This window comes from Aestuarium zhoushanense (assembly GCF_056431045.1).
Genome location: NZ_JBWKMA010000012.1, coordinates 174462 through 199589 on the forward strand (window position 1 = coordinate 174462; position 25128 = coordinate 199589).

Genomic DNA, 25128 nt, shown 5'->3' on the forward strand with positions numbered 1-25128 from the left:
AGTAGACACCCCTCGCCCGACACCGCATGATCCCCGCGAACGACAGTGGTGCTGCTATGACTTTCGAGACATTTATTGAGACCGCCCAACCGTTTTATCGGGCGCTGGCTGCGAACAATTCCAAAGACTGGTGGGACGCAAACCGCGCCACCTATGACAAAGAGATCAAGCCAACCGCGCTTGCGCTGCTGGATGAAATTGCGCCGCGATTGAGCGACCTTTTGGGCGATTCCGTCACCACCAAACTGTTCCGCCCGCATCGGGACACGCGGTTTTCTAAGGACAAGACGCCTTACAAGACCCACCTGCATGTGCTCTGGCAAGTGAACGAGGGGCGCCAGCCTGTGGCATATTTCTTTGGCATCGAACCGGATCAAGTACATATCGGCGGCGGGATGATGGCGATGGAGAAAGACGTTTTAGAGGATTGGCGCAAATTCGTTGACCTGGATGCCCCGCGTGTCGCGCGGATTGTAGATGGGGTGAAAACGGCGGGCTTTGCCTTACGTGATCCCGAACTGGTGCGGGTACCGCGTGGTTTTGCGCCTGATCACCCAAATGCGGACCTCTTGCGCCACAAGTCGGTGATTGCGACCCGACCCTTGGGCGGCTCTGGTCCCCTTTGCGATCGGATCATGGACGGGTTAAAGGAGTTCAAACCCCTCGGGGACCTCCTGCTTTCGGTGGCCTGCGCATGATCGACAAATTGGAAATGTTCATCGCCCTCGCCCGCGAGGAACATTTCGGACATGCATCGGAAAGTCTGGGGATCACCCAGCCGACGCTCTCTGCGGGGATCAAGCAGCTTGAGAACCAGTTGGGGGTTCAACTGGTCTATCGCGGGTCGCGTTACGGCGGCCTGACGCCCGAAGGTGCACGCGTGTTGGATTGGGCGCGGCGGATCGTGGGCGATGTGCGCGTCATGAAACAAGAGATGCGCGCTGCCCGTGAGGGTCTATCTGGCGACATTCGATTGGCCGTGATCCCGACGGCCCTGCCGATGGTGGCCGATCTGACCTCGGCCTTTTCCAAAGAACACACCAACGTGCGGTTCACGATCCTATCGCGGTCGTCGATTGAAATCCTCGACATGCTTGAGGGATTGCAGATCGATGGCGGGATTACCTACCTCGACAACGAACCTCTGGGCCGCGTGGCGACTGTTCCCTTGTATGAGGAAGACTACGCCGTCATCTGCCACAATTGGTCCGACCTCGCGAAACGGTCGAAATTGGAATGGTCCGATCTGGCAGATGCGCCCCTCTGTCTGCTGACACCCGACATGCAGAACAGGCGGATCATCAACCAAAACCTCGCGGCGGCGGGCATCACCCCAGCCCCAACTGTCGAAAGCAACTCGACCTTGGTTTTGGTGAGCCACGTGGAAACGGGGCAATGGGTGACGATCCTGCCCCTGCGGATTGCCGCGTTCCTAACGACAGGCAAAGACCTCACGTCTGTTCCTCTCTCCGCACCAGAGCGGAGCCATAGCATCGGGTTGATTGCAGCAGACCGCGACCCACAGACCCCTGTGATGGCCGCTCTATTGGGCTACGCATCCCGTATCGCGAAGCGCCGCTAGAACCGCGCAGCGGCGGAACGGATGATGCGAATGATCATCTTTCCAAAGATCACAACATACCACCGCATATACCTGTTATGCAAAATAGCCGATCCCGTCAGGACAAGGTCCTCTTGGTCCGCTGACATGGTGACGCAGAGCATCCCCCTGCGGACCTTATCATCCACGATCAAACACAGTTTGTGATCGCTAATGGTTTCAACGGTGAAGCTGCCTATCTTAGCCCCTTTTTTCGGGGGATAATCGATATCCATCTGCGCGGGTTTGAAGGGCTTCGTCCCGAACGGCAACAAAACAAGGTTGCGAACCTTGAGAATGAAATGCGACCACCATGGTAGCGAAGCGTTCGCCTTTGCCCAAACCTCCCACGCGGTCATGGGATGAGGCAGCGGCTGCGCCAGTGACAGAAAGAAATCGAGCTCTTCCAACGGCGCAATGATAGAGGCTGGATTAGGTCGAACCTGTCCATTTGTCTCTAACGTTAATGTTGTGATGCGCGACGCCATTGTCCCCCCTCGTCCTTAAAGTATAACATAAGTTCTAATTTTCAACTCGCCCAAACGACGATCTTTTCGATCATCATGTGGATAAAGCAAAACCAGAGATTGCCCCCCCGCGTCGGTTAGGCCACTATATGCGGCAACAAAGCAAAGAGCAGCGATATGGCCGACGACCTTCTATCCGGCGCAGAGCCGACCGATTACGACGCATCTTCTATTGAAGTCCTCGAAGGGCTCGAACCTGTCCGCAAACGTCCGGGCATGTATATTGGCGGCACGGACGAACGGGCGCTGCACCACATGGTCGCGGAAATCCTCGACAACTCCATGGACGAGGCCGTTGCTGGCCACGCCAATCGGATTGAGGTCGAACTGCACGCGGACTACTCGATTTCGGTGCGCGATAACGGTCGCGGGATGCCCGTCGACCCCCACCCCAAATTCCCAGGCAAATCCGCGCTCGAGGTTATCCTGACCGTTCTGCACGCAGGCGGTAAATTCTCGAACAAGGCTTATTCGACCTCTGGCGGTCTGAACGGCGTGGGCTCCTCCGTTGTGAACGCGTTGTCGGATTCGATGATCGTGCAGGTCGCACGGAACAAAGAACTCTACGAACAGAAATTCTCGCGCGGGGTCCCGCTTGGCCCGATCGAGAAAATCGGCGCTGCCCCGAACCGTCGCGGCACGACTGTGACGTTCCACGCAGACCCCGACATCTTTGGCTCGCAGAAACTGAAACCTGCCCGCCTGTTCAAGATGACACGGTCCAAGGCCTATCTGTTCTCGGGCGTTGAAATCCGCTGGAAATCCGAAATCGATGACGGGGAAACCCCGACCGAGGCCACGTTCCGTTTCCCGAACGGCCTGTCGGACTTCCTCAATGAATCGCTCGAAGGGGTCAGCACCTATTCCGAAAAACCGTTCGCTGGCAAAGTCAGCTTTGAGGATAAATTCGGCGTGCCGGGGTCGGTCGAATGGGCGATCAACTGGACGCCGTCGCGCGATGGCTATCTCCATTCCTACACCAACACCGTTCCCACGCCCGAAGGTGGCACCCACGAAGCGGGGTTCTGGGCTGCGATCCTCAAGGGCATCCGCGCCTACGGTGAACTGGTCAGCAACAAAAAGGCCGCGCAGATCACCCGCGAGGACCTGATCACGGGCGGCTGTGCACTTTTGTCGATCTTTATCCGCGAGCCCTCTTTCGTCGGCCAGACCAAAGACCGCCTCTCGACCGAGGAAGCCGCGAAATGGGTGGAAAACTCTGTCCGCGACCACTTTGACAACTGGCTCGCTGCCGATACCAAATCGGCGGGCGCGATCCTTGATTTCCTTGTGCTGCGCGCCGAAGAGCGTCTGCGCCGCCGTCAGGAAAAAGAGACCCAGCGCAAAACCGCGACCAAGAAACTCCGCCTGCCGGGGAAACTGGTGGACTGTTCTGCCACCAACCGCGAGGGCACCGAGCTGTTCATCGTGGAAGGTGACTCTGCGGGGGGCTCTGCGAAGATGGCGCGGGATCGCAAGACCCAAGCCCTCCTCCCGCTCCGTGGTAAAATCCTGAACGTCCTTGGCGCCGCGTCGAACAAGCTTGGCACGAACCAAGAGATCAGCGACCTGACCCAAGCGCTCGGCGTTGGGCTCGGCACGAAATTCAACGTCGACGATCTGCGCTATGACAAGGTCATCATCATGACCGACGCGGACGTGGACGGGGCGCACATTGCCTCGCTCCTCATGACGTTCTTCTTTACGCAGATGCGCCCGATGATCGACCACGGGCACCTCTACCTCGCCTGCCCGCCGCTGTTCCGCGTCACCCAAGGGGCGAAACGCGTCTACTGTCTGGACGAGGCCGAAAAGAACGCCGTGCTGGAAAAAGGGCTTGGCGGTAAGGGAAAAATGGATGTGTCCCGCTTTAAAGGCTTGGGCGAAATGGACGCCAAAGACCTCAAAGAAACCACGATGGACCCCGCCTCCCGCAAACTCATCCGCGTCACCATCGACGAGGACGAGCCGGGCGAAACCGGCGATCTGGTCGAGCGCCTCATGGGCAAAAAACCCGAGCTAAGGTTCCAGTATATTCAGGAAAACGCGCGGTTTGTTGAAGAGTTGGATGTGTGAGGCGAAAAACAAAACAAAAGATAAATATTTCTGCTATGGACTATCTGGATAGTCTATCAAGGGACGTATCGGAATTATGGATTGCCTTTGAAGTTCACACCACAATTTTGAGGCGTCGACCAGAGCTGCTTAGCCCTTCAGAAACCAACGAAAATTTAATCGCAGTCCTCATATTACACAGCATGCGGACGAGCTATATTTTGTCGATTAATCGGCTGTTAGATGACTCGAAAAGCAGAGATGCATCATCTTTAACGAACTTTCGAAACATCGTCGTAAATAACGGTCTTGAAAAATTTGACCCCGACAGTTTTAAAAATTTACAGCACAGAATATCAGCACTGCGATCAGCGAAAATTCTGACGTCATTAAAAGGTATAAGAAATCACGCTCTTGCCCACAGCATCCCAGATAAAATGTGCGAGCATTCTGAATTTGAAATTAAAGATATTCCTAATTTGGTAAACGACATTGTAAGCATCTGCGAAGACATTTCGTCTTTTCTCGGTAGGCCTCGAACAATATCAAAACTCTACTATCTCGCAGATCTTACGCACTGGGAGAGAGCAATGGACCAGCTATTCGGATCGCATGCCCCTCACTCCTGAATGCTCTCCAGATACCCTGCGAGGGCAAGCAGCTCGGCGGGCACGGGAGTGCGGTCGACCATGATGATTTCGCCCATGTCGCCCGCTCCGAACTCTGGCATCGGGTTGTCGGGGGAGTGGTGGAGGCCGTCGATGGTGCTCATCACCGCGTTCACGTCAAAGATACCGCCGTTGCGGGCTGCGATCTTGGTCAAATCGGGCGGCGTTTTGGCGAGGCCAGCGGCGGCAAAGCCGTTGCCCTTGGCGTCCTCACCGTGACAGGCAGCGCATTCGTCGGCGAAAATCTTGCGGCCATCCGCGACCTCTTCGACGCATGCGGACAGACCAAAAGCGACAAGAAGGATAAAGGCGGGTTTCATGACTGCTCTCCCCAATGTTTGTTAGCCCCATTGTCCCAAAGCGCGGGGCAAAGGTAAACAGGAATTGCGCGTCCCTGTCCGATCGGTCTAACGTCCCGCAGGGGCAGGAGGAATTTTCATGAACAGTTCGTATGTTGTGATGCTACTCGCAGGGATCGGCGTGCCTGTTCTGGCGGCGTTAAACGCGGCCTTGGGGCGCACAATCGGGTCACCTGCCGCGGCAGGGTCGGTGCTGTTCATCGTGGCGTTCTGCGTGGCGCTGGTGGTGGCGCTCTTCACGGGGCCAGAGGGCTATGGAAAGCTGCTGAGCGCGCCAAAGTACTTGTTCCTCGCAGGATTCCTGATCGCGTTTTACCTGCTGTCGATCACATGGATCGCGCCGAAAATCGGCATCGGCAACGCGGTGTTTCTGGTGCTGATCGGACAGTTGATTTCCGCCGCAGCGATTGACCATTTCGGGCTATTTGGCGCGAACCAGACGCCGATTTCCCTGACCCGCGCGGCAGGGATCGCGATCATGGCGGTGGGTGTTTTCGTTACGCAGAAGGTGTAACGGCGCCCGCGTCGAGGTGCACGATACGGTCCATCCGCGCCGCGAGGTCGTGGTTGTGCGTGGCGATAAGCGCCGAGAGGCCCGTGGCACGCACGAGCGTCATCAGCGCTTCAAACACGCGATCAGAGGTATCAGGATCGAGGTTCCCCGTCGGTTCATCCGCCAACAGGAGCGCAGGCCCATTGGCGAGCGCCCGACAAAACGCGACACGTTGCTGTTCGCCCCCCGATAGCGCGGCAGGACGATGCGAAGCGCGTTCCGCAATCCCAACGGTATCCAGTAGTTCCAGCGCCCGCGCCTTGGCCGCGCGTTCGCTGACGCCATTGGCGAGTTGCGGGAGGGTGATGTTTTCGAGAGCGGTAAATTCGGGCAGCAAGTGGTGGAACTGATAGATAAAGCCGACCCCTGCCCGACGGATCGCAGTGCGCCGCCGATCAGAGAGGCCCGTCATATCCTCGCCCCCGATGGACACCATGCCCGTGTCAGGCGTGTCGAGTAGCCCGGCGATATGCAGGAGCGTCGATTTCCCCGCACCAGAGGGCGCGACAAGGGCGACAACCTCGCCCTCGCCCACAGTCAGATCAACGCCGCGCAGGACCTGCACTTCGTTCGGTTTGCCGTGGTTGTAGCCTTTGGTGATGCCTGACAGGGTAAGGGTGTTATTCATAGCGCAGCGCCTCCACCGGGTTCATGCGGGCCGCACGGCGTGCAGGCAAAAGGGTGATCGTCCACGACAGGCCGAGCGATAGCGCGACCGCCGAGACGACATTCGACAGGCGCAGTTCGGCGGGCAGATGATAGATGCCACGGATCGACGGGTCCCAGACGCCGCCGCCAGAAACGTAGTTAATCAGGCTAAAGATCGGGTCGATGTAGACCGCAAAGAGACACCCGAGGATCACGCCCGCAATTGTGCCAACGGTCCCGATGCTCGCCCCGCAGATAAAGAAAACGCGCAGGACGGACCCTTCGGTTAGGCCCATGGTGCGCAAGATGCCAATGTCGCGGCCCTTGTTTTTGACCAGCATAATCAGGCCCGAAATGATGTTCATCGAGGCAATCAGGACAAGGATCGCCATGAGAACGAACATCACGTTATCTTCGACCGTGAGGGCACGCAGGAATGCCCCAGCGCTGTCGCGCCACGTCCAGATCAGGGCCCGATCGCCAGCAGCAATCAGGATCGGAGCCAGCAGATCATCGACGGCTTCTGGGTTCTCGACCATCACCTCGATCTCGTCCGCGACACCGTCTTTGTTAAAGAACAGCTGCGCCTGCGCCATAGGCAGATAGACCCGCGTGCGGTCGATATCCCAACGGCCAGCGGTAAAGATATAGACCACCTCATAGGCGCTCACCCGCGGGCTGGTGCCAAAGGCCGTGCGGGTGCCATTCGGTGAAATCAGCTTGATCGTGTCACCAATGGTCACGCCCAGTTCACGCGCCACGCCAGAGCCAATCGCGATACCTTCGCCAAAGCGGGCAATATCCCCCAAGGCAACCTCGGGTTCGACAATGCGCGGAATGGTCAGGAGGTCGTCGTAGGCGATGCCGTAGACCTCTACCCCTGCGTTTGCGTTGGTAAAGTTTGCCATGACCTGACCGCGCACCAATGGCGCAGCGCGGGTCACGCCCTCCACCCTGCGCAGGGCGGCGGCCATATCGGCGGCGTTGGAAATCGTGCGGCCCACCTGCCCGTTTTGATCGACCTCCATCGTTTGATAGACGGTCACATGGGCATTCGCGCCAAGGATGGTATCCACGAAATCAGAGCGGAACCCAGACCGGATGGCCATTGTCGCAACCAACGCAAAAACAGCGAGCATAATGCCAATGAGGCTGATCCATGTCATCACCGAAACGCCACCCTCTGCACGACGGGCGCGAATGTAGCGCCATGCGATCATCCACTCAAAGCGGGAAAACGGTGCGGTGGATCGTGCCTTAGGCAGTTCGGTCATAACGGCTCCTGTCTGTCGGAACGGACCTTATGGAAAGGGCACAAAGGGTCAAGTCACTCTCCCGTGGCTTGCGCGCCTTTGTGCCCATAATAGTCAAAATAGCGCGGGGACTGCGCCCCCGCCCCAGATTACGCGCCTTTTGGATGCGGATGTTTTGCGTAGATCTCTTTGATCTTCGCGATAGCCTCAGCGGGCGCCATCTCAACGCTTTCGCCTGTGCGGCGCGAGGTCAATTCAACGACGCCATTCGCAAGACCACGCGGGCCGACGGTGATGCGCCACGGCAGACCAATCAGGTCCATCGTCGCGAATTTGCCGCCAGCGCGTTCGTTGCGGTCGTCATAGAGCGGTTCAAACCCAGCAGCGGTCAGTTCCGCATAGAGGCTTTCACAAGCCGCATCTGCCGCATCATCACCCTGCTTCAGGTTCACGATACCAACGTGGAACGGGGTCACGCCTTCAGGCCAGATGATGCCCTTTTCGTCGTGGCTCGCCTCAATGATCGCACCCAACAGACGCGATACGCCGATACCATGCGACCCCATGTGGACAGGAACCTTGTTGCCTTCGTTGTCGACAACGGTCGCGCCCATGGCGTCCGAATATTTGGTGCCAAAGTAGAAAATCTGACCCACTTCGATACCACGAGCCACACGACGGCGTTCTTCTGGCACTTCGTTAAAGACCGCCTCATCGTGGGTCTCATCGGTGCGTGCGTAACGGCTGGTAAACTCTTCCAGAACCGCCTGACACTGTTCGCGGCTATCGTAGTCAATCTCACGATCACCAAAAGTCAGATCAGTGATTTGGCTATCGTAGAACACCTCGGACTCACCCGTTTCCGCGAGGACGAGGAACTCGTGGGTGTCATCGCCGCCAATCGGGCCAGAGTCCGCACGCATCGGGATCGCCTGCAGGCCCATGCGCTCGTAGGTGCGCAGGTAGCTGACGAGGTGACGGTTATAAGCGTGCAGCGCGTCCTCTTTGGTAAGGTCAAAGTTGTAGCCGTCTTTCATATAGAACTCACGGCCACGCATCACGCCGAAACGCGGGCGCACTTCGTCGCGGAATTTCCACTGGATTTGATAGATGGTCAGCGGCAGGTCTTTGTAGCTGTTCACATGGGCGCGGAACACGTCCGTGAACATTTCCTCCGCGGTCGGAGAGAACAGCATGTCACGGTCGTGACGGTCCTTCATCCGCAGCATTTCAGGGCCGTAAGCGTCATAACGACCAGACTCGCGCCATAGGTCCGCTGGCTGAAGCGTCGGCATCTGCATCGGGATGTGACCCGCTTTGATCTGTTCATCATGAACGATGTTCTCGATCTTGCGGAGAACTTTGAACCCGAGGGGCAGCCAAGAATAAATCCCCGCTGCCTGCTGCTTGATCATACCAGCACGCAGCATCAGGCGGTGCGATACAATCTGCGCTTCGGCAGGGTTTTCTTTCAGAACAGGAAGGAAGTAGCGGGAAAGGCGCATATCACGGTCCAGCAATTTAATGACAAGGTTACCCCTTCCGCTATCGGAAACCGCCCCCATGGGCAAGTCAGACCTCGCGATCCCTGCCTTTGTGCCGAAAATATCCCGGGGGAGGCCACCGCAGGTGGACGGGGGCAGCGCCCCAAAACCCGTCCTAACCCCGCGCAGGACTTGATTTATCTGACCAGAAGGCTGACATAGACCTAACGCGACGATAGGGGCATGGCATGGGACTTCCGGTCAAAGAACAGGTGAAATACTGGGGCATCGCCACAGCTATTTTGGTGTTTTTGCTATATTTCCTCGGCAACGTGATCCTGCCCTTCGTTCTGGGTGGAGCGGTCGCCTATATGCTCGACCCCGTTGCAGATCGGTTGGAGCGAGCGGGCTTTAGCCGTGCGGCCTCTGTCGGCGTGATCAGTATCGGCGCAACGATCCTCTTTGTGATCGCGGCTCTCTTGATCATCCCTGTGCTGATCCAGCAAACAGCGTCGCTCTTTAATTTCATCGGCACCTCAGTTGATACCGCGCCCACAGTTCTGCGCGATCTTGATAGATGGCTGACCGATACCTTCCCTGCGCTTGCACAGAATGACATCACGCTCTCGGGAAGCCTCAAAAACGTGGCCTCCACCGTGCAGAGCAAGGGCGGCGACTTCCTGAATGGCGTACTCTCTTCGGCGATGAGCCTGATCAACGTGATCGTCCTATTGGTCGTCGTGCCCGTTGTGGCGGTCTACTTGCTCTATGATTGGGACAATATGGTTGCTGAGATCGACAGCCTCTTGCCGCGCGATCACTTGGTCCAAATCCGCAGCATCGCGACCGAGATCGACAAAACGCTTGCCTCGTTCATCCGTGGGCAAGGCACCGTCTGCCTCATCCTTGGCATTTTCTATGCGGTGGGCCTCATGGTCGTTGGTTTGCAGTTCGGCCTCGTCGCTGGTGCCATTGCGGGACTTTTGACCTTTATCCCTTACGTTGGCGCTCTGGTCGGTGGCCTTTTGTCGATCGGCCTCGCGCTGTTTCAGTTCTGGAATAGCGTTGAGGTGATCGACGGCGCGACCACGACCTTTGCCACGGATTGGCTGCGGATCGGATTTGTCGCTGCGATCTTTGGCGTCGGCCAGTTCCTCGAAGGCAATTTCCTGACACCAAAACTCGTCGGAAGCTCCGTTGGCCTGCACCCTGTTTGGCTGATCTTTGCGCTGTCCGTCTTTGGCACCTTATTCGGTTTTGTTGGGATGCTCGTTGCGGTGCCAGTTGCCGCGATGATCGGCGTTGTGGCCCGTCACGCCATCCGAAGCTACAAGAACGGACGCCTCTATCGGGGCTTTAGCGATACCGAATGACCCCGCGCCAGCTGTCCTTTGATCTACCCCCTAACGTCGCGTTGGGCCCTGACGATTATTTTGTGTCAGAGGCCAATGCCCACGCCTATGTCATGGTCACAAACCCTGACGGCTGGGCCGATGGCAAGCTTGCCCTGATCGGCCCCAAGGGGAGCGGCAAAAGCCATCTGTCGCGCGTGTTTCAGCACCTTACAGGTGCCACCGTTTGGAAAGCTGGGGAGATGGGCACCACGCTCGACCTGCCCTCTTGTCCGATTGTGATTGAGGACATGGAGGGCCTGCAGCCCCAGTCCGAGGAACCTCTGTTCCATCTGCACAATCACCTTCGCGCGCAGCGCTTGCCCCTGCTGCTCACCGCCACAACACCGCCGAGCCGTTGGAGCATCGCCCTCCCCGACCTCGCCAGCCGTATGCAAGCAGCACCCACCGTGCATATTGCGGACCCTGATGATCGGCTACTAAGCGCCGTGTTGATGAAGCATTTTGCCGACCGCCAACTCACGCCGAAACCCGCACTGATCTCCTACCTTGCAGGTCGGATTGAACGGTCGTTTTCAGCTGCTGACGACATCGTGTCAGCGCTGGACAAAGAGGCTCTCGCGACGGGGCAACCGATTGGAATTAAACTAGCTGGTAGGTTGCTGGACAATCCATCAGAATAGGCGCGATAATGGTCACATAATCGTTGCAATTGCGCAGCATAAGGCCGCCATGACACTCGCAAATTTCCTGACCGCAAAGTTCCCCGAAGCCGTTGAGGCCGATTTTGACCTCACCAGCCCATCCCGTTTCTATAACCGAGAGTTAAGCTGGCTTGGCTTCAACTGGCGTGTCTTGGAAGAGGCCGAAAACCTGCGGGTTCCGCTGTTGGAACGCCTGCGGTTCCTGTCCATTTCGGCAACCAACCTCGACGAATTTTATACCGTGCGCGTTGCGGGTCTGCGGGAACTGGCACATGCGGGCAACATGACCCCTGCGCTCGACGGTCTGACACCTGTCGAACAACTCGCGCTGATCAACGCGGACGCCCGCGATCTGATGATGCGCCAACAGTCGACGTTTAACGCGCTCAAGGCTGAACTAGCGCAAGAGAAAATCCATATCCTGTCACGGACCGACCTGATCGAAGGTGACGCAGAGTTTCTGGAAAATGTGTTCCTGAACAACGTGTTCCCCGTTCTTTCTCCACTGGCCGTCGACCCTGCACACCCCTTCCCGTTCATTCCGAACACAGGCTTTGCGCTGGCGCTGCAGTTGGAACGGACCGCTGACAAACGGTCCATGCGAGCGCTCTTGCCCGTGCCGCATCAGATCGACCGCTTTATCGCGCTGCCGACAGTTGACGGGGATCGGTTCCTGCCGCTCGAAGAACTGCTTTTGTTGCACATCCACCGCCTCTTCCCGGGCTATAAGGTTAAAGGCGACTGTGCGTTCCGTGTGCTGCGCGACAGCGACCTTGAGGTCGAAGAAGAAGCCGAAGATCTGGTGCGCGAATTTGAGGTCGCCCTCAAACGTCGTCGTCGCGGCGAGGTCGTCCGCATGAAGATGACCGCAGGTGCGCCCGATGGGCTGCGCGACATGATCATGCACGAACTGCACGTCGACGAATCCGAGGTGGTGATTGTGGACGGTATGCTCGGTATGGCTGACCTCAAACAACTGGTCCTCGACAGCCGTCCTGACCTTTTGTGGTCGCCCTACACGCCGCGTGTTCCCGAACGGGTTCAGGATCACGGCGGCGACATGTTCAAATCGATCAAACAAAAGGACATGCTGCTCCACCACCCCTACGAGACCTTCGACATGGTGGTGCGGTTCCTCAAACAAGCGGCTGCCGACCCGAACGTGGTCGCGATCAAACAGACGCTTTATCGCACGTCCAAGAACTCTCCGATCGTTGAGGCGCTCTGCGAGGCGGCAGAGGACGGCAAATCCGTCACCGCGTTGGTCGAACTTAAGGCCCGCTTTGACGAGGCCGCGAACATCCGTCAGTCGCGCCGTTTGGAACGGGCTGGCGCGCATGTGGTGTATGGCTTTACCACACTGAAAACTCACGCGAAAATCTCGACCGTGGTGCGCCGCGAAGGGGATCAACTGGTCACCTATACCCACTACGGCACAGGCAACTATCACCCGATCACCGCAAAGATTTACACCGACCTGTCGTTCTTTACCTGCGATGCGGCCTTGGGTCGGGACGCGACAAAAGTGTTCAACTACCTGTCGGGCTATGTGCAGCCAGACGGGCTTGAGAACCTGACGATTGCACCCATGGGCCTAAAACAACGCCTCATCGAGATGATCGACCTCGAAATCGAACATGCCCGCGCTGGCCGCCCTGCTGCGATCTGGGCCAAGATGAACAGCCTTATCGAAGAGGACGTGATGAACGCGCTTTACCGCGCGAGCCAAGCGGGGGTGAAGATCAGCCTCGTCGTGCGTGGCATCTGCGGCATTCGTCCGGGGATCAAAGGACTGTCGGAAAATATCCGCGTCAAATCCATCGTCGGTCGGTTCCTCGAACATTCGCGCATCGTCTGCTTCGGCAATGGCGGCGGACTTCCGGGCAAAGAGGCACGAGTATTTTTCTCGTCTGCAGACTGGATGGGGCGCAACCTCAACCGTCGTGTTGAAACCTTGGTTGAAGCCAAAAACCCGACCGTCAAAGCGCAGATCGTCGATCAGATCATGTCAGCCAACATGGCGGACATCGCGCAGAGCTGGATCATGGGGCCGAATGGCAAATTTACGCGGGTTGCCGTGCCCGAAGATAAATTCGCCTTTAGCTGTCATAAGTTCTTTATGGAGAACCCATCGCTGTCTGGTCGCGGATCGGCTGGGGCCACGGGTGTCGTGCAACTAACGCACACCGAAGATTGACACCGCCCCCCTCCCCGTCCAAAGGTCTGGGAGGACCGGAGAATCCATGACGACCACGACCCAGACAGACGACACCGACTGGGGCCCCTTTGGGCGGCCTTTGTTTGACGATCCTCAAGCCAAAGCGCTCGCGCGTGTCGGAGTGTTGGACGTTGGCTCTAACTCTGTTCGTATGGTGGTCTTTGACGGCGCTGCCCGTAGCCCTGCCTATTTCTACAACGAAAAGGTCATGTGTGCTCTCGGGGCCGGACTTCGTGAAACGGGTCGGTTGAACCCGACAGGCCGCGCCCGTGCGCTGGCTGCGATCCGCCGCTTTGCCGCTCTCGCCGAAAGCATGGATGCACCTTTGACCGCTGTTGCAACGGCTGCCGTGCGCGAAGCCGAAGATGGCGATGAATTCAGCCGCGAAGTACTGGAAAAAGCAGGCGTCAAGCTGCACATCATTGATGGTCGCGAAGAGGCCCGCCTTTCGGCGCAAGGCGTTCTGCTGGGCTGGCCTGGTAGCTTTGGGATGGTCTGTGATATTGGCGGCTCGTCAATGGAGTTGGCGGATATCAAAGATGGCAAGGTTGGCCACCGCCTCACCTCGCCCCTCGGTCCACTGCGCCTCAAAGGATTCACGTCGAAACGCGACCTCAAGGCCCATATCAAAGAGATCATGCAGGGCATGCATGCCGAGATGGACTTTGAAACGGGGATGCGGCTGTTTCTGGTCGGCGGCTCATGGCGTGCGATTGCGCGCATCGATATGGAGCGGCGCGGCTATCCCCTGACCGTTCAACACGAATACCGAATGACCGCCCGCAACGTCTCCACGACGGCGGATTACATCGGCTCTGCAAACCTCGACGATCTGCGCAGCCGTTGTGGTATTTCGTCCGAGCGTATGGCGCTGGTGCCCATCGCAATCCACGTACTCAAGGAACTGGTGAAAACCTTCCGCCCCAAAGATATCGCAGTGTCGTCCTACGGTATCCGTGAGGGTCTTTTATACGAACAAATGCCTCAAGAGCTGCGTGACCGCGATCCGCTGATTGAAGCCAGTCGTTATGCGGAATCAAAAGACGCGCGTTTGCCCGGATTTGGCAAAGTTCTCTATGATTTCGTAACGCCGCTGTTCCCCAATGCAAATTGGCAGAAACTGCGCATCATCAAAGCCGCCTGCCTCTTGCACGATGTGACATGGCGCGCCCACCCCGATTACCGCGATGAGGTGGCATTCGATAACGCGACCCGTGCAAACTTGGGCGGGTTGAAACACGAAGAACGAGTGTTGCTCGGTCTCTCGCTGTTCCATCGCTATTCCAGCAAGCGTCAGGGGTCTCGTCTGGAACCTCTGTTTGCCCTGCTCGATGAACAGCAAATCCGTGAGGCAGAGATCCTAGGTCGGGCGATGCGCTTGGGCGCGATGCTGTGGCTCAAGGCCGAGGGAAATCCGGGGCAGTTTATTTGGAAGCCCAAGAAGCGCGAGTTGGAACTGGTGCTGAACGCAGAGACAGAGCCGCTATGGGGTGAAGTGTCTGAGGCGCGGTATAACTCGCTGGCCAAGGCGATGGACGCAGTTTCCGCAACCGTCCGCATCCTGCCAAAACAATCATAAATTAAGGTCGATCGTCACAGGAAAATGGTCCGACGCGGTCAATAAGGCCTCGCGCAGTTCGGGCGTGCCGTAGCAGACGGGGTTGTCGAACGGATGCCAAATCCGCCAGCGCGGATCATGGTCCAATAGCTCTGGCGACACCATGACATAATCGAGCAACGCACAGAGGTAGTTGTCATCCCTACCGATCCGAAACCGCGATGTGGTCGGCATAGCGCCTAGTTTTTGCGTGAGTGCCGCCCGAGCGTGGGGATCAAAAAGACGCGGTTGGTTGCCCTCGCCCATCACAATCTCAATACTGGACCGACCAAAGAGCTTTTCATATTCGTCGAGCCCAGGGCCGTCGTTGAAATCGCCCAAAACGATCAGGTTATCGCCCTGCGCCAAATGGTAATCAATCCGACGGCGCAGCCAAAGGCACTGTGCCAATTGCTTGCGCCTGTTCTCAATCGCGATCCGCATTTGTTCATGGATATTGCGAGCCCCGTGCGGCGCCTTTGATTTCGCGTGAACGCCAATCAGCCGCAAATCATGCCCTGCCTTGGTCCGCAATGCGACCTCATTCGGGGGTTTGGACCATTGCACGAGATCGAGATCAGCATCGACGTCGAGATCAATCTCGAACGCCGCATCGAACCGCGGAGCGTCGGGGTGAGACAAAGGATCATGTCGCGCCTCAAATACATCGGGATCATAAAGCAGCGTGATCTCTTGCTGCGTATCATTCGAAAACCCAATCAGCGCCTTTCGCGCCCGCAACCCATATTCGGCGGCAAAGTTCTGGAGGGCGATGACCCCGCTCCGCCGACGATTGTCGTCTGGGGCCTCAATCACCATCACGGCATCGGCGTCGAGTGCAGTGAACACAATCCCCAAGGCATCGAGCTGTTCGCCCCGTTTTACATTCAATCGTCCCGACCAGCGATGATCGTGCAGAAGCCGCCCATTATCGTCAAATAAGTTGGTAAACCATTCGACGTTGTAGGTGGCTATCCTCATGCGGCTTTGCCGTTAATCTGATCCCACGCGGTATTCACGGCGATGAGACGCGCTTCGGCGAGTTTGATCGCCTCCTCGGGAAGGCCACGCGCCATCAGACGGTCAGGATGGCTTTCGCGCACGGCATCGCGCCAGACCTTGCGAATGTCATCAATCGGCATATCGGGCGAAACGCCCAGCACGTCATAAGGATCACGCTCTGCATCGGGGACGAACTGCGCGCGGATAGTGCGGAACCGACGGTCATCGAACCCAAGGATCTCTGCCACCCGCTGCAAAAACGCGTCCTCTGCTTCGTGATATTCACCGTCGGCCATCGCGATATGGAACAAACCTTCCATAAGGTCGCAGAGCGGCGCGCGGTCATCACCGAACATCTTTGCGACGCGAGCCGCGTAATCCTCAAACCCTGCAACATCTTGTCGCGCAAGGTTAAATAGCTTTGCCGCCTGCGCTTCGTCCTCCGGCGCGATGGTGAACACTTCGCGGAATGCGGCCACTTCATCGCGGGTCACGAGGCCGTCGGCCTTGGCCATTTTGGCGCCTAAGGCAATCACCGCGATGGTAAAGGCTACCGATCGTTCGGGCGGCGTGCGGAATTGTTCGAACACAGCCGCCAACCCCTCGCCCTTGCGAAGAGCGGCCAGAGCATCAGCGATACGTGTCCAAATCGACATCGACGGGCTTCCCGTTGTGCTAGAATCGACAAAGTCACCTGCAATTATGCACAGACAAACCGTGTTCAACTGGTTGATGCAAGCGCCTGAGTGCTTAATTGACCTTAAATTAACTATAATTGTCGGGAATTACCATGTCTCTTGCCTCTGCCCTCGATCGCTTTTTCCGCCACGAAGCGGCGGGAGGGATCGTTCTCATGCTGTCCGCAGCCTTGGCGCTCATCGTCGCTAACTCTGGACTGACGGATCTCTACCACGGTGTTCTCAACACATATTTCGCCATCACCTTTGACGGCGAAGGGCTGCAAAAACCGCTGATCCTCTGGATCAACGACGGTTTGATGGCGGTGTTCTTCTTCCTGATCGGGCTAGAGCTAAAGCGCGAGATGTTAGAGGGTAAGCTGAAAAACCCGCGCGACGTGATCCTGCCAGGTATGGCAGCGGTCGGCGGCATGGTCGTGCCTGCGGCGATCTATGCGGCGATTAACTGGGGCAATCCCGAAACCATCCGTGGCTGGGCTATTCCTGCTGCGACCGACATCGCCTTTGCGGTGGGTGTGCTGGCGCTGCTCGGCACGCGGGTGCCGTCCGCGCTCAAGGTGTTCTTGCTGACGCTCGCGATCCTCGACGACCTCGGCGCAATCATCATCATCGCGCTGTTCTACACGGCGGACCTGAAAATCGATTACCTCTGGCTGGCGCTGATCCCTCTCGCAGGTCTGTGGTTCCGCAATTACATGGGCTTCCACCGCGTGGCGCCCTCGGTTCTGCTGGGCATCATCCTGTGGTTCTTCGTTCTGAAATCCGGCGTGCATGCGACGCTGGCTGGTGTGATCACCGCGTTCTTTATCCCGCTCAAGGATAAATACGGAAAATCGCCGCTGCATTCGGTCGAACATGGCCTGTCGGACTATGTGTTTTTCCTGATCGTGCCGATCTTTGCCTTTGCGAACGCGGGTGTTGTCCTCAAAGGGATCACGATTGACCAGATGTTCGCGCCGCTTCCCATCGGTATCGCGCTCGGCCTGTATCTGGGAAAGAAAATCGGCGTGTTCGGCCTGACGTGGCTTATGGTGAAAGCAGGTCTGGCAAAACTGCCCTACGGCGTCAACTGGCGGCACATCTACGGTGTCAGCTGTCTGGCGGGCATCGGCTTTACCATGTCGCTCTTTATCGGCGGCCTGAGCTTTGGCGAAGGCGGTGTGCTGATGAACGAGGTGCGGATCGGCGTTCTGCTTGGTTCGATCCTCTCAGCGATCACGGGTTATCTGGTGCTGCGCAATGCAGGCAATCCAGAGGTCGAAAAGGCCTAACGCAAAAGGGGGCCTCGCGGCCCCCTTTCTTAACTCTGTTCGCTGATCTTAACCGCGCACGTCGCGGATGATCTGCAGGATATCTTCGGCAGCTTTGGGGATGTTTGTTCCAGGACCAAAGATCGCCTTAACGCCAGCTTTGTAGAGGTAATCGTAGTCCTGCTGCGGGATAACACCGCCGCAGATTACGATGATATCTTCGGCACCAGCGGCCTTGAGTTCTTCAATCAACTGCGGTGCAAGGGTTTTGTGACCTGCAGCCTGCGACGAAATACCGATCACGTGAACGTCGTTGTCGATCGCGTCCTGTGCAGCCTCAGCAGGGGTTTGGAACAGCGGGCCAACGTCCACGTCGAAACCAATGTCCGCAAAGGCGGTCGCGATGACCTTGGCGCCACGGTCGTGACCGTCCTGACCCATTTTTACCACGAGCATACGCGGGCGGCGGCCTTCTTCTTCGGCGAATTGTTCAACCGATTTCTGAATGGCGGCAAAGCCTTCGTCGCCTTCGTACGCTGCGCCATACACACCAGCGAGCGTTTTCACTTCGGCGCGGTGACGACCGAACTCTTTTTCCATAGCCATGCTGATCTCCCCTACGGATGCACGGGCGCGTGCGGCTTCGACCGCAGCAGCGAGAAGGTTTCCACCCTCTTTTGCGCGGCGGGTCAGTTCGGTCAGAGCAGCCTGACAGGCGGCCTCGTCACGGGTGCCACGGATTTTTTCAAGACGGGCAACCTGCGATGCACGCACCGCGTTGTTGTCGATGTCCAGAATGTCGATCGGGTCTTCTTTGGCGAGGCGGTATTTGTTCACGCCTACGATCACTTCGTCGCCACGGTCAATCATCGCCTGACGTTTCGCAGCCGATTCTTCGATGCGGAGTTTGGGCATACCCGAGGCCACAGCCTTGGTCATGCCGCCCATTTCTTCGACCTCTTCGATCAGCTTCCATGCCTCTTCGGCGAGCTGAGCGGTGAGGCTTTCTACGTAATACGAACCAGCCAGCGGATCGACGACCTTGGTCACGCCTGTTTCCTCTTGGAGGATCAACTGGGTGTTCCGTGCGATACGCGCCGAGAATTCGGTCGGCAGCGCAATCGCTTCGTCGAGCGCGTTGGTGTGGAGCGACTGCGTGCCGCCCAGTGCCGCCGCCATTGCCTCGTAAGCGGTGCGAACAACGTTGTTGTACGGGTCTTGCTCTTGCAGCGACACACCAGAGGTCTGGCAGTGCGTGCGGAGCATCAGCGACCCCGGTTTCTGCGGGTTGAACTCTTTCATGATGCGGGTCCAAAGCAGACGCGCGGCCCGAAGTTTCGCGGCCTCCATGAAGAAGTTCATGCCAATCGCGAAGAAGAACGACAGACGCGGAGCGAATTGGTCAACATCCATGCCCGCTGCAATCGCAGTGCGCACGTATTCGCGACCATCGGCCAGCGTGTAAGCGAGTTCCTGAACGAGGTTCGCGCCCGCCTCTTGCATGTGGTAGCCAGAGATCGAGATCGAGTTGAATTTCGGCATCTCGGTCGAGGTATATTCGATGATGTCCGAAATGATCCGCATCGATGGCTCTGGCGGGTAAATGTAGGTGTTTCGCACCATGAACTCTTTCAGAATGTCATTCTGAATGGTGCCCGACAGGACCGATTTGTCGTGGCCCTGCTCTTCGCCCGTGACGATAAAGTTCGCCAGAACGGGGATAACCGCTCCGTTCATGGTCATCGACACAGAGACTTTATCCAGCGGGATGCCGTCAAAGAGGATCTTCATGTCCTCAACGCTGTCAATCGCAACGCCTGCCTTGCCCACGTCACCGACAACGCGCGGGTGATCCGAGTCATAGCCACGGTGCGTCGCGAGGTCGAAGGCCACCGACACACCCTGCTGACCCGCAGCGAGAGCCTTGCGGTAGAACGCGTTCGATTCCTCAGCGGTCGAAAAGCCCGCGTATTGGCGGATGGTCCACGGACGGCCTGCATACATGGTTGCGCGCGGGCCACGGGTGAAGGGTTCGATCCCGGGCAGTGAGCCGAGGTGCGGCAGGTCTGCGGTGTCCTCTTCGGTGTAAAGGGGTTTGACCGTGATGCCTTCGAGCGTGGTCCAGTTCAGGTCATCTAATGGGCGATCACGCAGTTCTTTCTGCGCGAGCTTAGACCAGGTATCTTTGTCTGCCATGATCGGGTCCTCCGATTGCCGAACGCCAATGGGCGTTGGTCACTTCTGTCTGTCTAATATGGGTCGTGTCCAACCCGTGCTGGGTTGGTATTTCGATAAGCCGCGCCCGAGAGATTGCGCCCTCGCGCAACTCTGTCAGGTCGTCAGCATATGTGCGTTGCATCGCCGCGCGTTGATCGGCGTCAAACGGCATCCAAGCGCCGCTGCCCTGCCCCAGACGGATCGCCCCGTCGAGGTCGCCACGGTTCACCAATTCCTCGCGCAGTTTGCGCAGGCGGGGCGACGGGTTGCGCCAATCATCCGCCTCGGACAGCGAAACGCGCTGGCCGATTAGATGCGACAGTTCCGCGTCGGGATGGCTGACCATCGCCTCGAACGGGAAGACAACGATGTCGGTCTGCGGGAACACCCGTGCGATGTCGCGGATCACATCACCCCATCTGCGCGACTGCGATGCCAGACGGTCGATCAGATCAGACTGTGGCATCGTGTGGCCGTTCATCACCGCATAGGCGAGGACAGAGGCCCAATAGCTGTCGTAGTTGCGGATGCTGATCGCGATACGGGCAACGGGCGCGGCCAGTGCCGCACGGAACCGCAACAACCGTTCGAGAACATCGGAATAAAGCGCCCCATCGCGCAGGTTATTGCGGGCCGACCCAAGAAGGTTCTCTTCGGTGATCATCAGGCAGTCATAGCCAGCCTCGGTCAGCCGTCCGACCTCGCGGCGAATGGCAACGCGGGACCGTTCAGAGCGGCGTGCGATTTCAGCCGTTACGCGGTCAGGACGATGAACCAAGCCATCAAACAGCCCTGCCCGCGTTTGTTTCGGCGTCCAAACGGCCGTGCCGCCATGGGACAGCGCCCCGCGATGACGTTGGACATGACATTGGAACGATGTTGTGCCCGTACGATGGGCCCCCAGATGAAGACAAATTTCCACGGCGCGATCACCTTTTCGGCGTTGGGCCGCGCGTTGGTGCGCGGGATGGACGATAGCGATCATGCTGCGTCCTCCAATCTCACCAGAGGCTTAATGCTAAAATTGTTCGCACCGAGGGTGTCTGCCCCCTTAGAAACCGTAAATTCCAACCCTATATTGATAGGCATGAAACCAATTCTTCGCGCCAGTTTTACGTTCTTATTCATGGCTTTGGCAGGCATTCCTGCCGCTGCACAATCCGTCACGCCTGACGACTGGATTGCAGCGCCTGACCAATTTGTCGACGCATCCGAGATAAATTTGAACGATTTTCTCTGGCGTGCGCGGGCCATCGTTGTGTTTGCCGACACGCCCTTTGATCCGCGATACATCGAACAGATGGACAATCTCGGCGCGGACATCCCTGCGCTCGTCGAACGCGATGTCATCGTGATCACCGACACCGACCCGACCGCAGAGACCGCGTTACGTGAACGGCTGCGACCACATGGGTTCATGCTGGTGTTGATCGACAAGGACGGCACGGTTGCGTTCCGCAAACCTGCCCCTTGGGACATGCGCGAAATCGGGAGGTCGATTGATAAATCCCCTCTCCGCCAGCAAGAGATCAACGCGCGGCGCATCACGCAATAATCCCCTCAACAAGGGCATAGAGCCCAACTGCCAAAGCAGGTGCCACGAGGGCGATCACAGGGGCGACATCGCCGCCCCCATGCAGCACAACCGCCCACCAGCCCGCATAGGCGACCACAAAGGCCGCCATCTGCGTAAGAACTGTGTGAGCGTCGCGCATCATTATTCGAACTCGATGATGACTTCGTCGACGGCCATGCTGTCGCCAGCCGCTGCTTTCACCGATTTGACGATGCCCTTACGTTCAGCGCGGAGGATGTTTTCCATCTTCATCGCCTCAACCGTGCAGAGCGCCTGACCCTCTTGGACTTCGTCGCCTTCGGCCACGTTGACCTTAACGATCAGACCCGGCATCGGGCAGAGCAGCAGTTTCGAGGTATCTGGCGGCAGTTTCTCTGGCATCAGTTTCGCAAGTTCGGCCTGACGCGGGGTGCGCACGTGAACTTTGATGTCTGCGCCGCGGAAACGAATGCGGAAGCCGTGGGTGATCTTATCGACCTTCAGAACCAGCGGTTCGCCGCCAACGCTCAGACGTGCAAGGCTATCGCCCGGTGTCCAATCGCTCTCTACCCGCAGAACTGCGCCGTCGATGGTGACGTTCGAGCCGTCACGATCTGCCGCGATTGTGGTCGCAAAGTCTTCGCCCTGAAGCGACACAACCCAATCAGTGCCAACGCGACGTTCGTGGTTACCCAGACGGCCCGATACTTGGGTCCGACGGATTTCAGCAACGCGGTTCATCGCAGAGGCAGCCGCAGCGACCTTCACCAGAGCATCCTTCGGCAGGGTCACACCCTCAAAGCCTTCGGGGTATTCTTCGGCGATAAACGCAGTGGTCATGTTGCCCGAGGTGAAACGCTCGTGGTCCATAACAGCCGCAACGAATGGCAGGTTGTGACCGATGCCTTCGACCTCAAACGTGTCGAGAGCAACGCGCATCTCTTCGATCGCAGCCGCACGGGTTTCACCCCATGTGCAGAGCTTTGCGATCATCGGGTCGTAATACATGCTGATCTCGCCGCCTTCATAGACGCCAGTATCATTACGCACGATGCCACCGGTGTTGGTCTGGCCCTCAACAGGCGGACGGTAGCGGGTTAAGCGACCGATCGACGGCAGGAAGTTGCGATATGGGTCTTCTGCATAAAGACGGTTTTCAATCGCCCAACCGTTGATTTTGAGGTCTTTCTGTTCGAACGGCAGTTTTTCACCAGCAGCGACGCGGATCATCTGTTCAACAAGGTCGATGCCAGTGATCAGCTCAGTTACAGGGTGTTCCACCTGCAGACGGGTGTTCATCTCGAGGAAGTAGAAGTTCCGTTCGCCATCGACGATGAATTCCACGGTGCCAGCAGATGCGTAGCCCACAGCCTTGGCCAGAGCGACCGACTGTTCGCCCATTGCCTTGCGGGTTTCCTCGTCGAGGAACGGCGACGGAGCCTCTTCGACCACTTTCTGGTTACGACGCTGGATCGAACACTCACGCTCGTGCAGGTAAACGGCGTTGCCGTGGCTGTCAGCGAGAACCTGAATTTCGATGTGGCGCGGCTGGGTGACGAATTTCTCGATAAAGATACGGTCGTCGCCGAAAGAGTTCGCTGCTTCGTTCTTGGAGGACTCGAACCCTTCGCGGGCTTCGGTGTCGTTCCATGCGATGCGCATACCCTTACCACCGCCACCAGCGGAGGCTTTGATCATGACCGGATAACCGATCTGGTTCGAAATTTTGACGGCCTCTTCGGCGTCCTCGATCAGACCCATGTAACCAGGAACGGTGTTCACCTGAGCATCCTGAGCGATCTTTTTCGACGTGATCTTGTCGCCCATCGCTTCGATTGCGCCAACCGGCGGTCCAATAAACGCAACGCCAGCAGCCGACAGGGCCTCAGCGAATTTCGAGTTCTCAGAGAGGAAGCCATAGCCGGGGTGCACTGCTTCGGCGCCGGTTGCTTTGATCGCTTCCATGATCTTGTCGATCACGATGTAGGACTGGTTCGCGGGCGGCGGGCCGATGTGGTAGGCTTCGTCCGCCATCTGCACATGCAGGGCGTGACGGTCAGCGTCCGAATAGACAGCAACCGTTTTGATGCCCATCTTGCGGGCGGTCTTAATGACACGGCATGCGATCTCGCCACGGTTGGCGATCAGGATCTTCTTGAACATGTGCTGGGGTCCTTTGAATGCAAAACCGCCGTGGGGGCGCAATGCACCCCACGGCGGTTCAGGTGGTTTAGACGCCCCGAAGGGCAGAATGGGTTAGCGGCAGACGGTTGCGTAGTTGTCGCACGTTGCGCCAACGAGCGCGCCGCCAGTAGCGCCGATGATCGGATCGACACCGAGCGCATCTGCCGTGACCGCGCCAGCGGCAGCGCCGGCAAGCCCACGTTCGAGGTCGGTATCAAGGCAGGCCGAGAGACCTGCGAAAGCGACAAATGCGACGATCCAAATTTTGTTGACCATAAGTGACTGCCCTTTTCGTTTTTATTCTGCGCCAAAAGACCACGAGCAATTCGTGGCGCGGCCAAAGTAACAAATAGGTCGAGACGGCCCTCTCCCGAAGTCGATCCGGTCTGGGGAAAGCCGGACCGACAAGGGGAAGGGTAACAGTCTTGACTGCGTGTCTTGGACGACCTGCTGGTTACGTCCTCAACACAGGCAGCGTGGCACGAAGTTTCGCCAGAGCCAAAGGCGAAATCCGTCAGTGCAGCCGCATGGGCTGTTTCCTGCCAAATCGCTGCCTTCATGGGCAAAATCGTGCCGATCCGTGTCATCTAACCCAGCACCCTCACTCAAAGAAATCGCTGTCAGGGTCAAAGACCGCCGGGAAACTGATCATCGCCTTATCGACGTCGATACGCAGAACGGCGTCATAGCTCTCTGGATCAAAGTCTTCGGGATATGCAGCGACAACCTCGCGGCCAAAGAGCCAGCTCAGACGGCCAGCATCCAGATTGCCGCGCTCAAACGGTTGGTCACCAAAGTGGTGCCAAAGGGCAGCCATAAACGCCTCGTCCACACGTTTATCCATGGCCTTGCGGTCACGGAAACGTTCACGGCGGGTCAGAGGGGTGACGCCACGCGGGTTTGCACGGCGAATAACAAATTGGAATTCAGAACCAGGGAAACGACCTGGGAAACCACGATGTTTCAGCATCACACGCGCCCTCCAACGACGGGCGCGAGGGTCAGGACAGCCCCGTGGGACTGTCCCATTTGCGCATTAGTTACCGTATTTACCGGTGAAAACAGGCTCTGTTGAGAGCGGTGCTGGCTCAACATAGACGGTTTCAGTGGGGTGTTGGCGGGCAGAACAGGCTGCGACGACAACGAGTAATCCAAGCGCACAGAGCGCTTTGATGGAATGAGACATGATATGCTCCAGACACTG

At 57.7% G+C, this 25128-nt stretch carries 26 protein-coding genes; 12 read left to right on the plus strand and 14 right to left on the minus strand.

Annotated features, from left to right (window positions below; all coding sequences use genetic code 11):
• The first annotated feature begins 26 nt into the window (after nucleotides 1–26).
• Both AC07ED_RS05490 and AC07ED_RS05495 read left to right on the plus strand, forming a co-directional pair.
• Nucleotides 27–698, plus strand: a complete 672-nt coding sequence (locus tag AC07ED_RS05490; protein ID WP_105234769.1) for a DUF2461 domain-containing protein — start codon at nucleotides 27–29, stop codon at nucleotides 696–698.
• Nucleotides 695–1582, plus strand: coding sequence for a LysR family transcriptional regulator (locus tag AC07ED_RS05495; RefSeq protein ID WP_105234768.1), 888 nt, complete (start codon nucleotides 695–697; stop codon nucleotides 1580–1582). The genes AC07ED_RS05490 and AC07ED_RS05495 overlap by 4 nt, the downstream gene beginning before the upstream one ends.
• Here the strand turns inward: AC07ED_RS05495 and AC07ED_RS05500 are convergent.
• On the minus strand, nucleotides 1579–2088 hold the full coding sequence (locus AC07ED_RS05500; protein ID WP_105234767.1) for a DUF2867 domain-containing protein: 510 nt from the start codon (nucleotides 2086–2088) through the stop codon (nucleotides 1579–1581). The genes AC07ED_RS05495 and AC07ED_RS05500 overlap by 4 nt on opposite strands.
• 156 nt (nucleotides 2089–2244) lie before the next feature.
• On the opposite strand from AC07ED_RS05500, the gene parE reads away from it, so the two are divergent.
• A complete protein-coding gene (parE, locus tag AC07ED_RS05505; RefSeq protein ID WP_105234766.1) occupies nucleotides 2245–4203 on the plus strand; it encodes a DNA topoisomerase IV subunit B in 1959 nt (652 codons plus the stop codon).
• A 35-nt stretch (nucleotides 4204–4238) separates the two neighbouring features.
• Nucleotides 4239–4811: an AbiU2 domain-containing protein gene (locus AC07ED_RS05510; protein WP_158664496.1), complete on the plus strand. Its 573-nt coding sequence runs from the start codon at nucleotides 4239–4241 to the stop codon at nucleotides 4809–4811.
• Here the strand turns inward: AC07ED_RS05510 and AC07ED_RS05515 are convergent.
• The gene (locus tag AC07ED_RS05515; RefSeq protein ID WP_105234765.1) at nucleotides 4802–5170 is read right to left on the minus strand and encodes a c-type cytochrome; all 369 of its coding nucleotides are present in this window, start codon (nucleotides 5168–5170) and stop codon (nucleotides 4802–4804) included. The two genes, AC07ED_RS05510 and AC07ED_RS05515, sit on opposite strands and share 10 nt — an antisense overlap.
• 118 nt (nucleotides 5171–5288) lie before the next feature.
• Between AC07ED_RS05515 and AC07ED_RS05520 the strand changes: the two genes are divergently transcribed.
• A complete protein-coding gene (locus AC07ED_RS05520) occupies nucleotides 5289–5723 on the plus strand; it encodes a DMT family transporter (protein ID WP_245918132.1) in 435 nt (144 codons plus the stop codon).
• On the opposite strand, the gene AC07ED_RS05525 is transcribed toward AC07ED_RS05520, so the two are convergent.
• From AC07ED_RS05525 to proS, 3 genes are all read right to left on the minus strand, one after another.
• Nucleotides 5707–6390, minus strand: a complete 684-nt coding sequence (locus tag AC07ED_RS05525) for an ABC transporter ATP-binding protein (RefSeq protein ID WP_105234764.1) — start codon at nucleotides 6388–6390, stop codon at nucleotides 5707–5709. The two genes, AC07ED_RS05520 and AC07ED_RS05525, sit on opposite strands and share 17 nt — an antisense overlap.
• The gene (locus tag AC07ED_RS05530; RefSeq protein WP_105234763.1) at nucleotides 6383–7684 is read right to left on the minus strand and encodes an ABC transporter permease; all 1302 of its coding nucleotides are present in this window, start codon (nucleotides 7682–7684) and stop codon (nucleotides 6383–6385) included. Before AC07ED_RS05530 ends, AC07ED_RS05525 begins: the two co-directional genes overlap by 8 nt.
• A gap of 128 nt (nucleotides 7685–7812) precedes the next feature.
• Entirely contained in the window at nucleotides 7813–9168 is a 1356-nt protein-coding gene (proS, locus tag AC07ED_RS05535; protein ID WP_105236323.1) for a proline--tRNA ligase, read from the minus strand.
• Between the two features lie 227 nt (nucleotides 9169–9395).
• Between proS and AC07ED_RS05540 the strand changes: the two genes are divergently transcribed.
• From AC07ED_RS05540 to AC07ED_RS05555, 4 genes are read left to right on the plus strand one after another with little or no spacing between them, the layout of a single operon-like run.
• On the plus strand, nucleotides 9396–10520 hold the full coding sequence (locus AC07ED_RS05540; RefSeq protein ID WP_105234762.1) for an AI-2E family transporter: 1125 nt from the start codon (nucleotides 9396–9398) through the stop codon (nucleotides 10518–10520).
• Nucleotides 10517–11182, plus strand: a complete 666-nt coding sequence (locus tag AC07ED_RS05545; protein WP_105234761.1) for a P-loop NTPase family protein — start codon at nucleotides 10517–10519, stop codon at nucleotides 11180–11182. The genes AC07ED_RS05540 and AC07ED_RS05545 overlap by 4 nt, the downstream gene beginning before the upstream one ends.
• 49 nt (nucleotides 11183–11231) lie before the next feature.
• Complete coding sequence (locus AC07ED_RS05550) at nucleotides 11232–13400, plus strand: RNA degradosome polyphosphate kinase (RefSeq protein WP_105234760.1); 2169 nt, start codon at nucleotides 11232–11234, stop codon at nucleotides 13398–13400.
• 46 nt (nucleotides 13401–13446) lie between these two features.
• On the plus strand, nucleotides 13447–15000 hold the full coding sequence (locus AC07ED_RS05555; RefSeq protein WP_105234759.1) for a Ppx/GppA family phosphatase: 1554 nt from the start codon (nucleotides 13447–13449) through the stop codon (nucleotides 14998–15000).
• Here the strand turns inward: AC07ED_RS05555 and AC07ED_RS05560 are convergent.
• Both AC07ED_RS05560 and AC07ED_RS05565 read right to left on the minus strand, forming a co-directional pair.
• A complete protein-coding gene (locus tag AC07ED_RS05560; protein WP_105234758.1) occupies nucleotides 14995–15999 on the minus strand; it encodes an endonuclease/exonuclease/phosphatase family protein in 1005 nt (334 codons plus the stop codon). The two genes, AC07ED_RS05555 and AC07ED_RS05560, sit on opposite strands and share 6 nt — an antisense overlap.
• Nucleotides 15996–16676: a molecular chaperone DjiA gene (locus tag AC07ED_RS05565; RefSeq protein ID WP_105234757.1), complete on the minus strand. Its 681-nt coding sequence runs from the start codon at nucleotides 16674–16676 to the stop codon at nucleotides 15996–15998. Before AC07ED_RS05565 ends, AC07ED_RS05560 begins: the two co-directional genes overlap by 4 nt.
• Before the next feature lie 134 nt (nucleotides 16677–16810).
• Between AC07ED_RS05565 and nhaA the strand changes: the two genes are divergently transcribed.
• The gene (gene nhaA / locus AC07ED_RS05570; RefSeq protein WP_105234756.1) at nucleotides 16811–17989 is read left to right on the plus strand and encodes a Na+/H+ antiporter NhaA; all 1179 of its coding nucleotides are present in this window, start codon (nucleotides 16811–16813) and stop codon (nucleotides 17987–17989) included.
• A 48-nt stretch (nucleotides 17990–18037) separates the two neighbouring features.
• Here the strand turns inward: nhaA and scpA are convergent, their stop codons facing one another.
• The gene (gene scpA / locus AC07ED_RS05575; protein WP_105234755.1) at nucleotides 18038–20164 is read right to left on the minus strand and encodes a methylmalonyl-CoA mutase; all 2127 of its coding nucleotides are present in this window, start codon (nucleotides 20162–20164) and stop codon (nucleotides 18038–18040) included.
• A complete protein-coding gene (locus tag AC07ED_RS05580) occupies nucleotides 20139–21170 on the minus strand; it encodes a hypothetical protein (protein WP_105234754.1) in 1032 nt (343 codons plus the stop codon). The genes scpA and AC07ED_RS05580 overlap by 26 nt, the downstream gene beginning before the upstream one ends.
• A 102-nt stretch (nucleotides 21171–21272) precedes the next feature.
• On the opposite strand from AC07ED_RS05580, the gene AC07ED_RS05585 reads away from it, so the two are divergent.
• Entirely contained in the window at nucleotides 21273–21740 is a 468-nt protein-coding gene (locus AC07ED_RS05585; protein ID WP_105234753.1) for a DUF4174 domain-containing protein, read from the plus strand.
• Here the strand turns inward: AC07ED_RS05585 and AC07ED_RS05590 are convergent.
• From AC07ED_RS05590 to AC07ED_RS05600, 3 genes are all read right to left on the minus strand, one after another.
• Nucleotides 21730–21900: a hypothetical protein gene (locus AC07ED_RS05590; protein WP_478241938.1), complete on the minus strand. Its 171-nt coding sequence runs from the start codon at nucleotides 21898–21900 to the stop codon at nucleotides 21730–21732. The genes AC07ED_RS05585 and AC07ED_RS05590 overlap by 11 nt on opposite strands.
• Nucleotides 21901–21902: 2 nt before the next feature.
• The gene (locus AC07ED_RS05595; protein ID WP_105234752.1) at nucleotides 21903–23903 is read right to left on the minus strand and encodes an acetyl-CoA carboxylase biotin carboxylase subunit; all 2001 of its coding nucleotides are present in this window, start codon (nucleotides 23901–23903) and stop codon (nucleotides 21903–21905) included.
• Nucleotides 23904–23996: 93 nt separating this feature from the next.
• Nucleotides 23997–24200 (minus strand): hypothetical protein, encoded by a 204-nt coding sequence (locus AC07ED_RS05600; RefSeq protein WP_105234751.1) that lies wholly within the window; start codon nucleotides 24198–24200, stop codon nucleotides 23997–23999.
• A 162-nt stretch (nucleotides 24201–24362) separates the two neighbouring features.
• Between AC07ED_RS05600 and AC07ED_RS05605 the strand changes: the two genes are divergently transcribed.
• Entirely contained in the window at nucleotides 24363–24515 is a 153-nt protein-coding gene (locus tag AC07ED_RS05605; protein ID WP_158664494.1) for a hypothetical protein, read from the plus strand.
• Nucleotides 24516–24525: 10 nt separating this feature from the next.
• Here the strand turns inward: AC07ED_RS05605 and AC07ED_RS05610 are convergent, their stop codons facing one another.
• Complete coding sequence (locus tag AC07ED_RS05610) at nucleotides 24526–24894, minus strand: hypothetical protein (protein ID WP_105234750.1); 369 nt, start codon at nucleotides 24892–24894, stop codon at nucleotides 24526–24528.
• Nucleotides 24895–24960: 66 nt separating this feature from the next.
• Nucleotides 24961–25110 (minus strand): hypothetical protein, encoded by a 150-nt coding sequence (locus tag AC07ED_RS05615; protein ID WP_167668772.1) that lies wholly within the window; start codon nucleotides 25108–25110, stop codon nucleotides 24961–24963.
• Nucleotides 25111–25128: the final 18 nt, after the last annotated feature.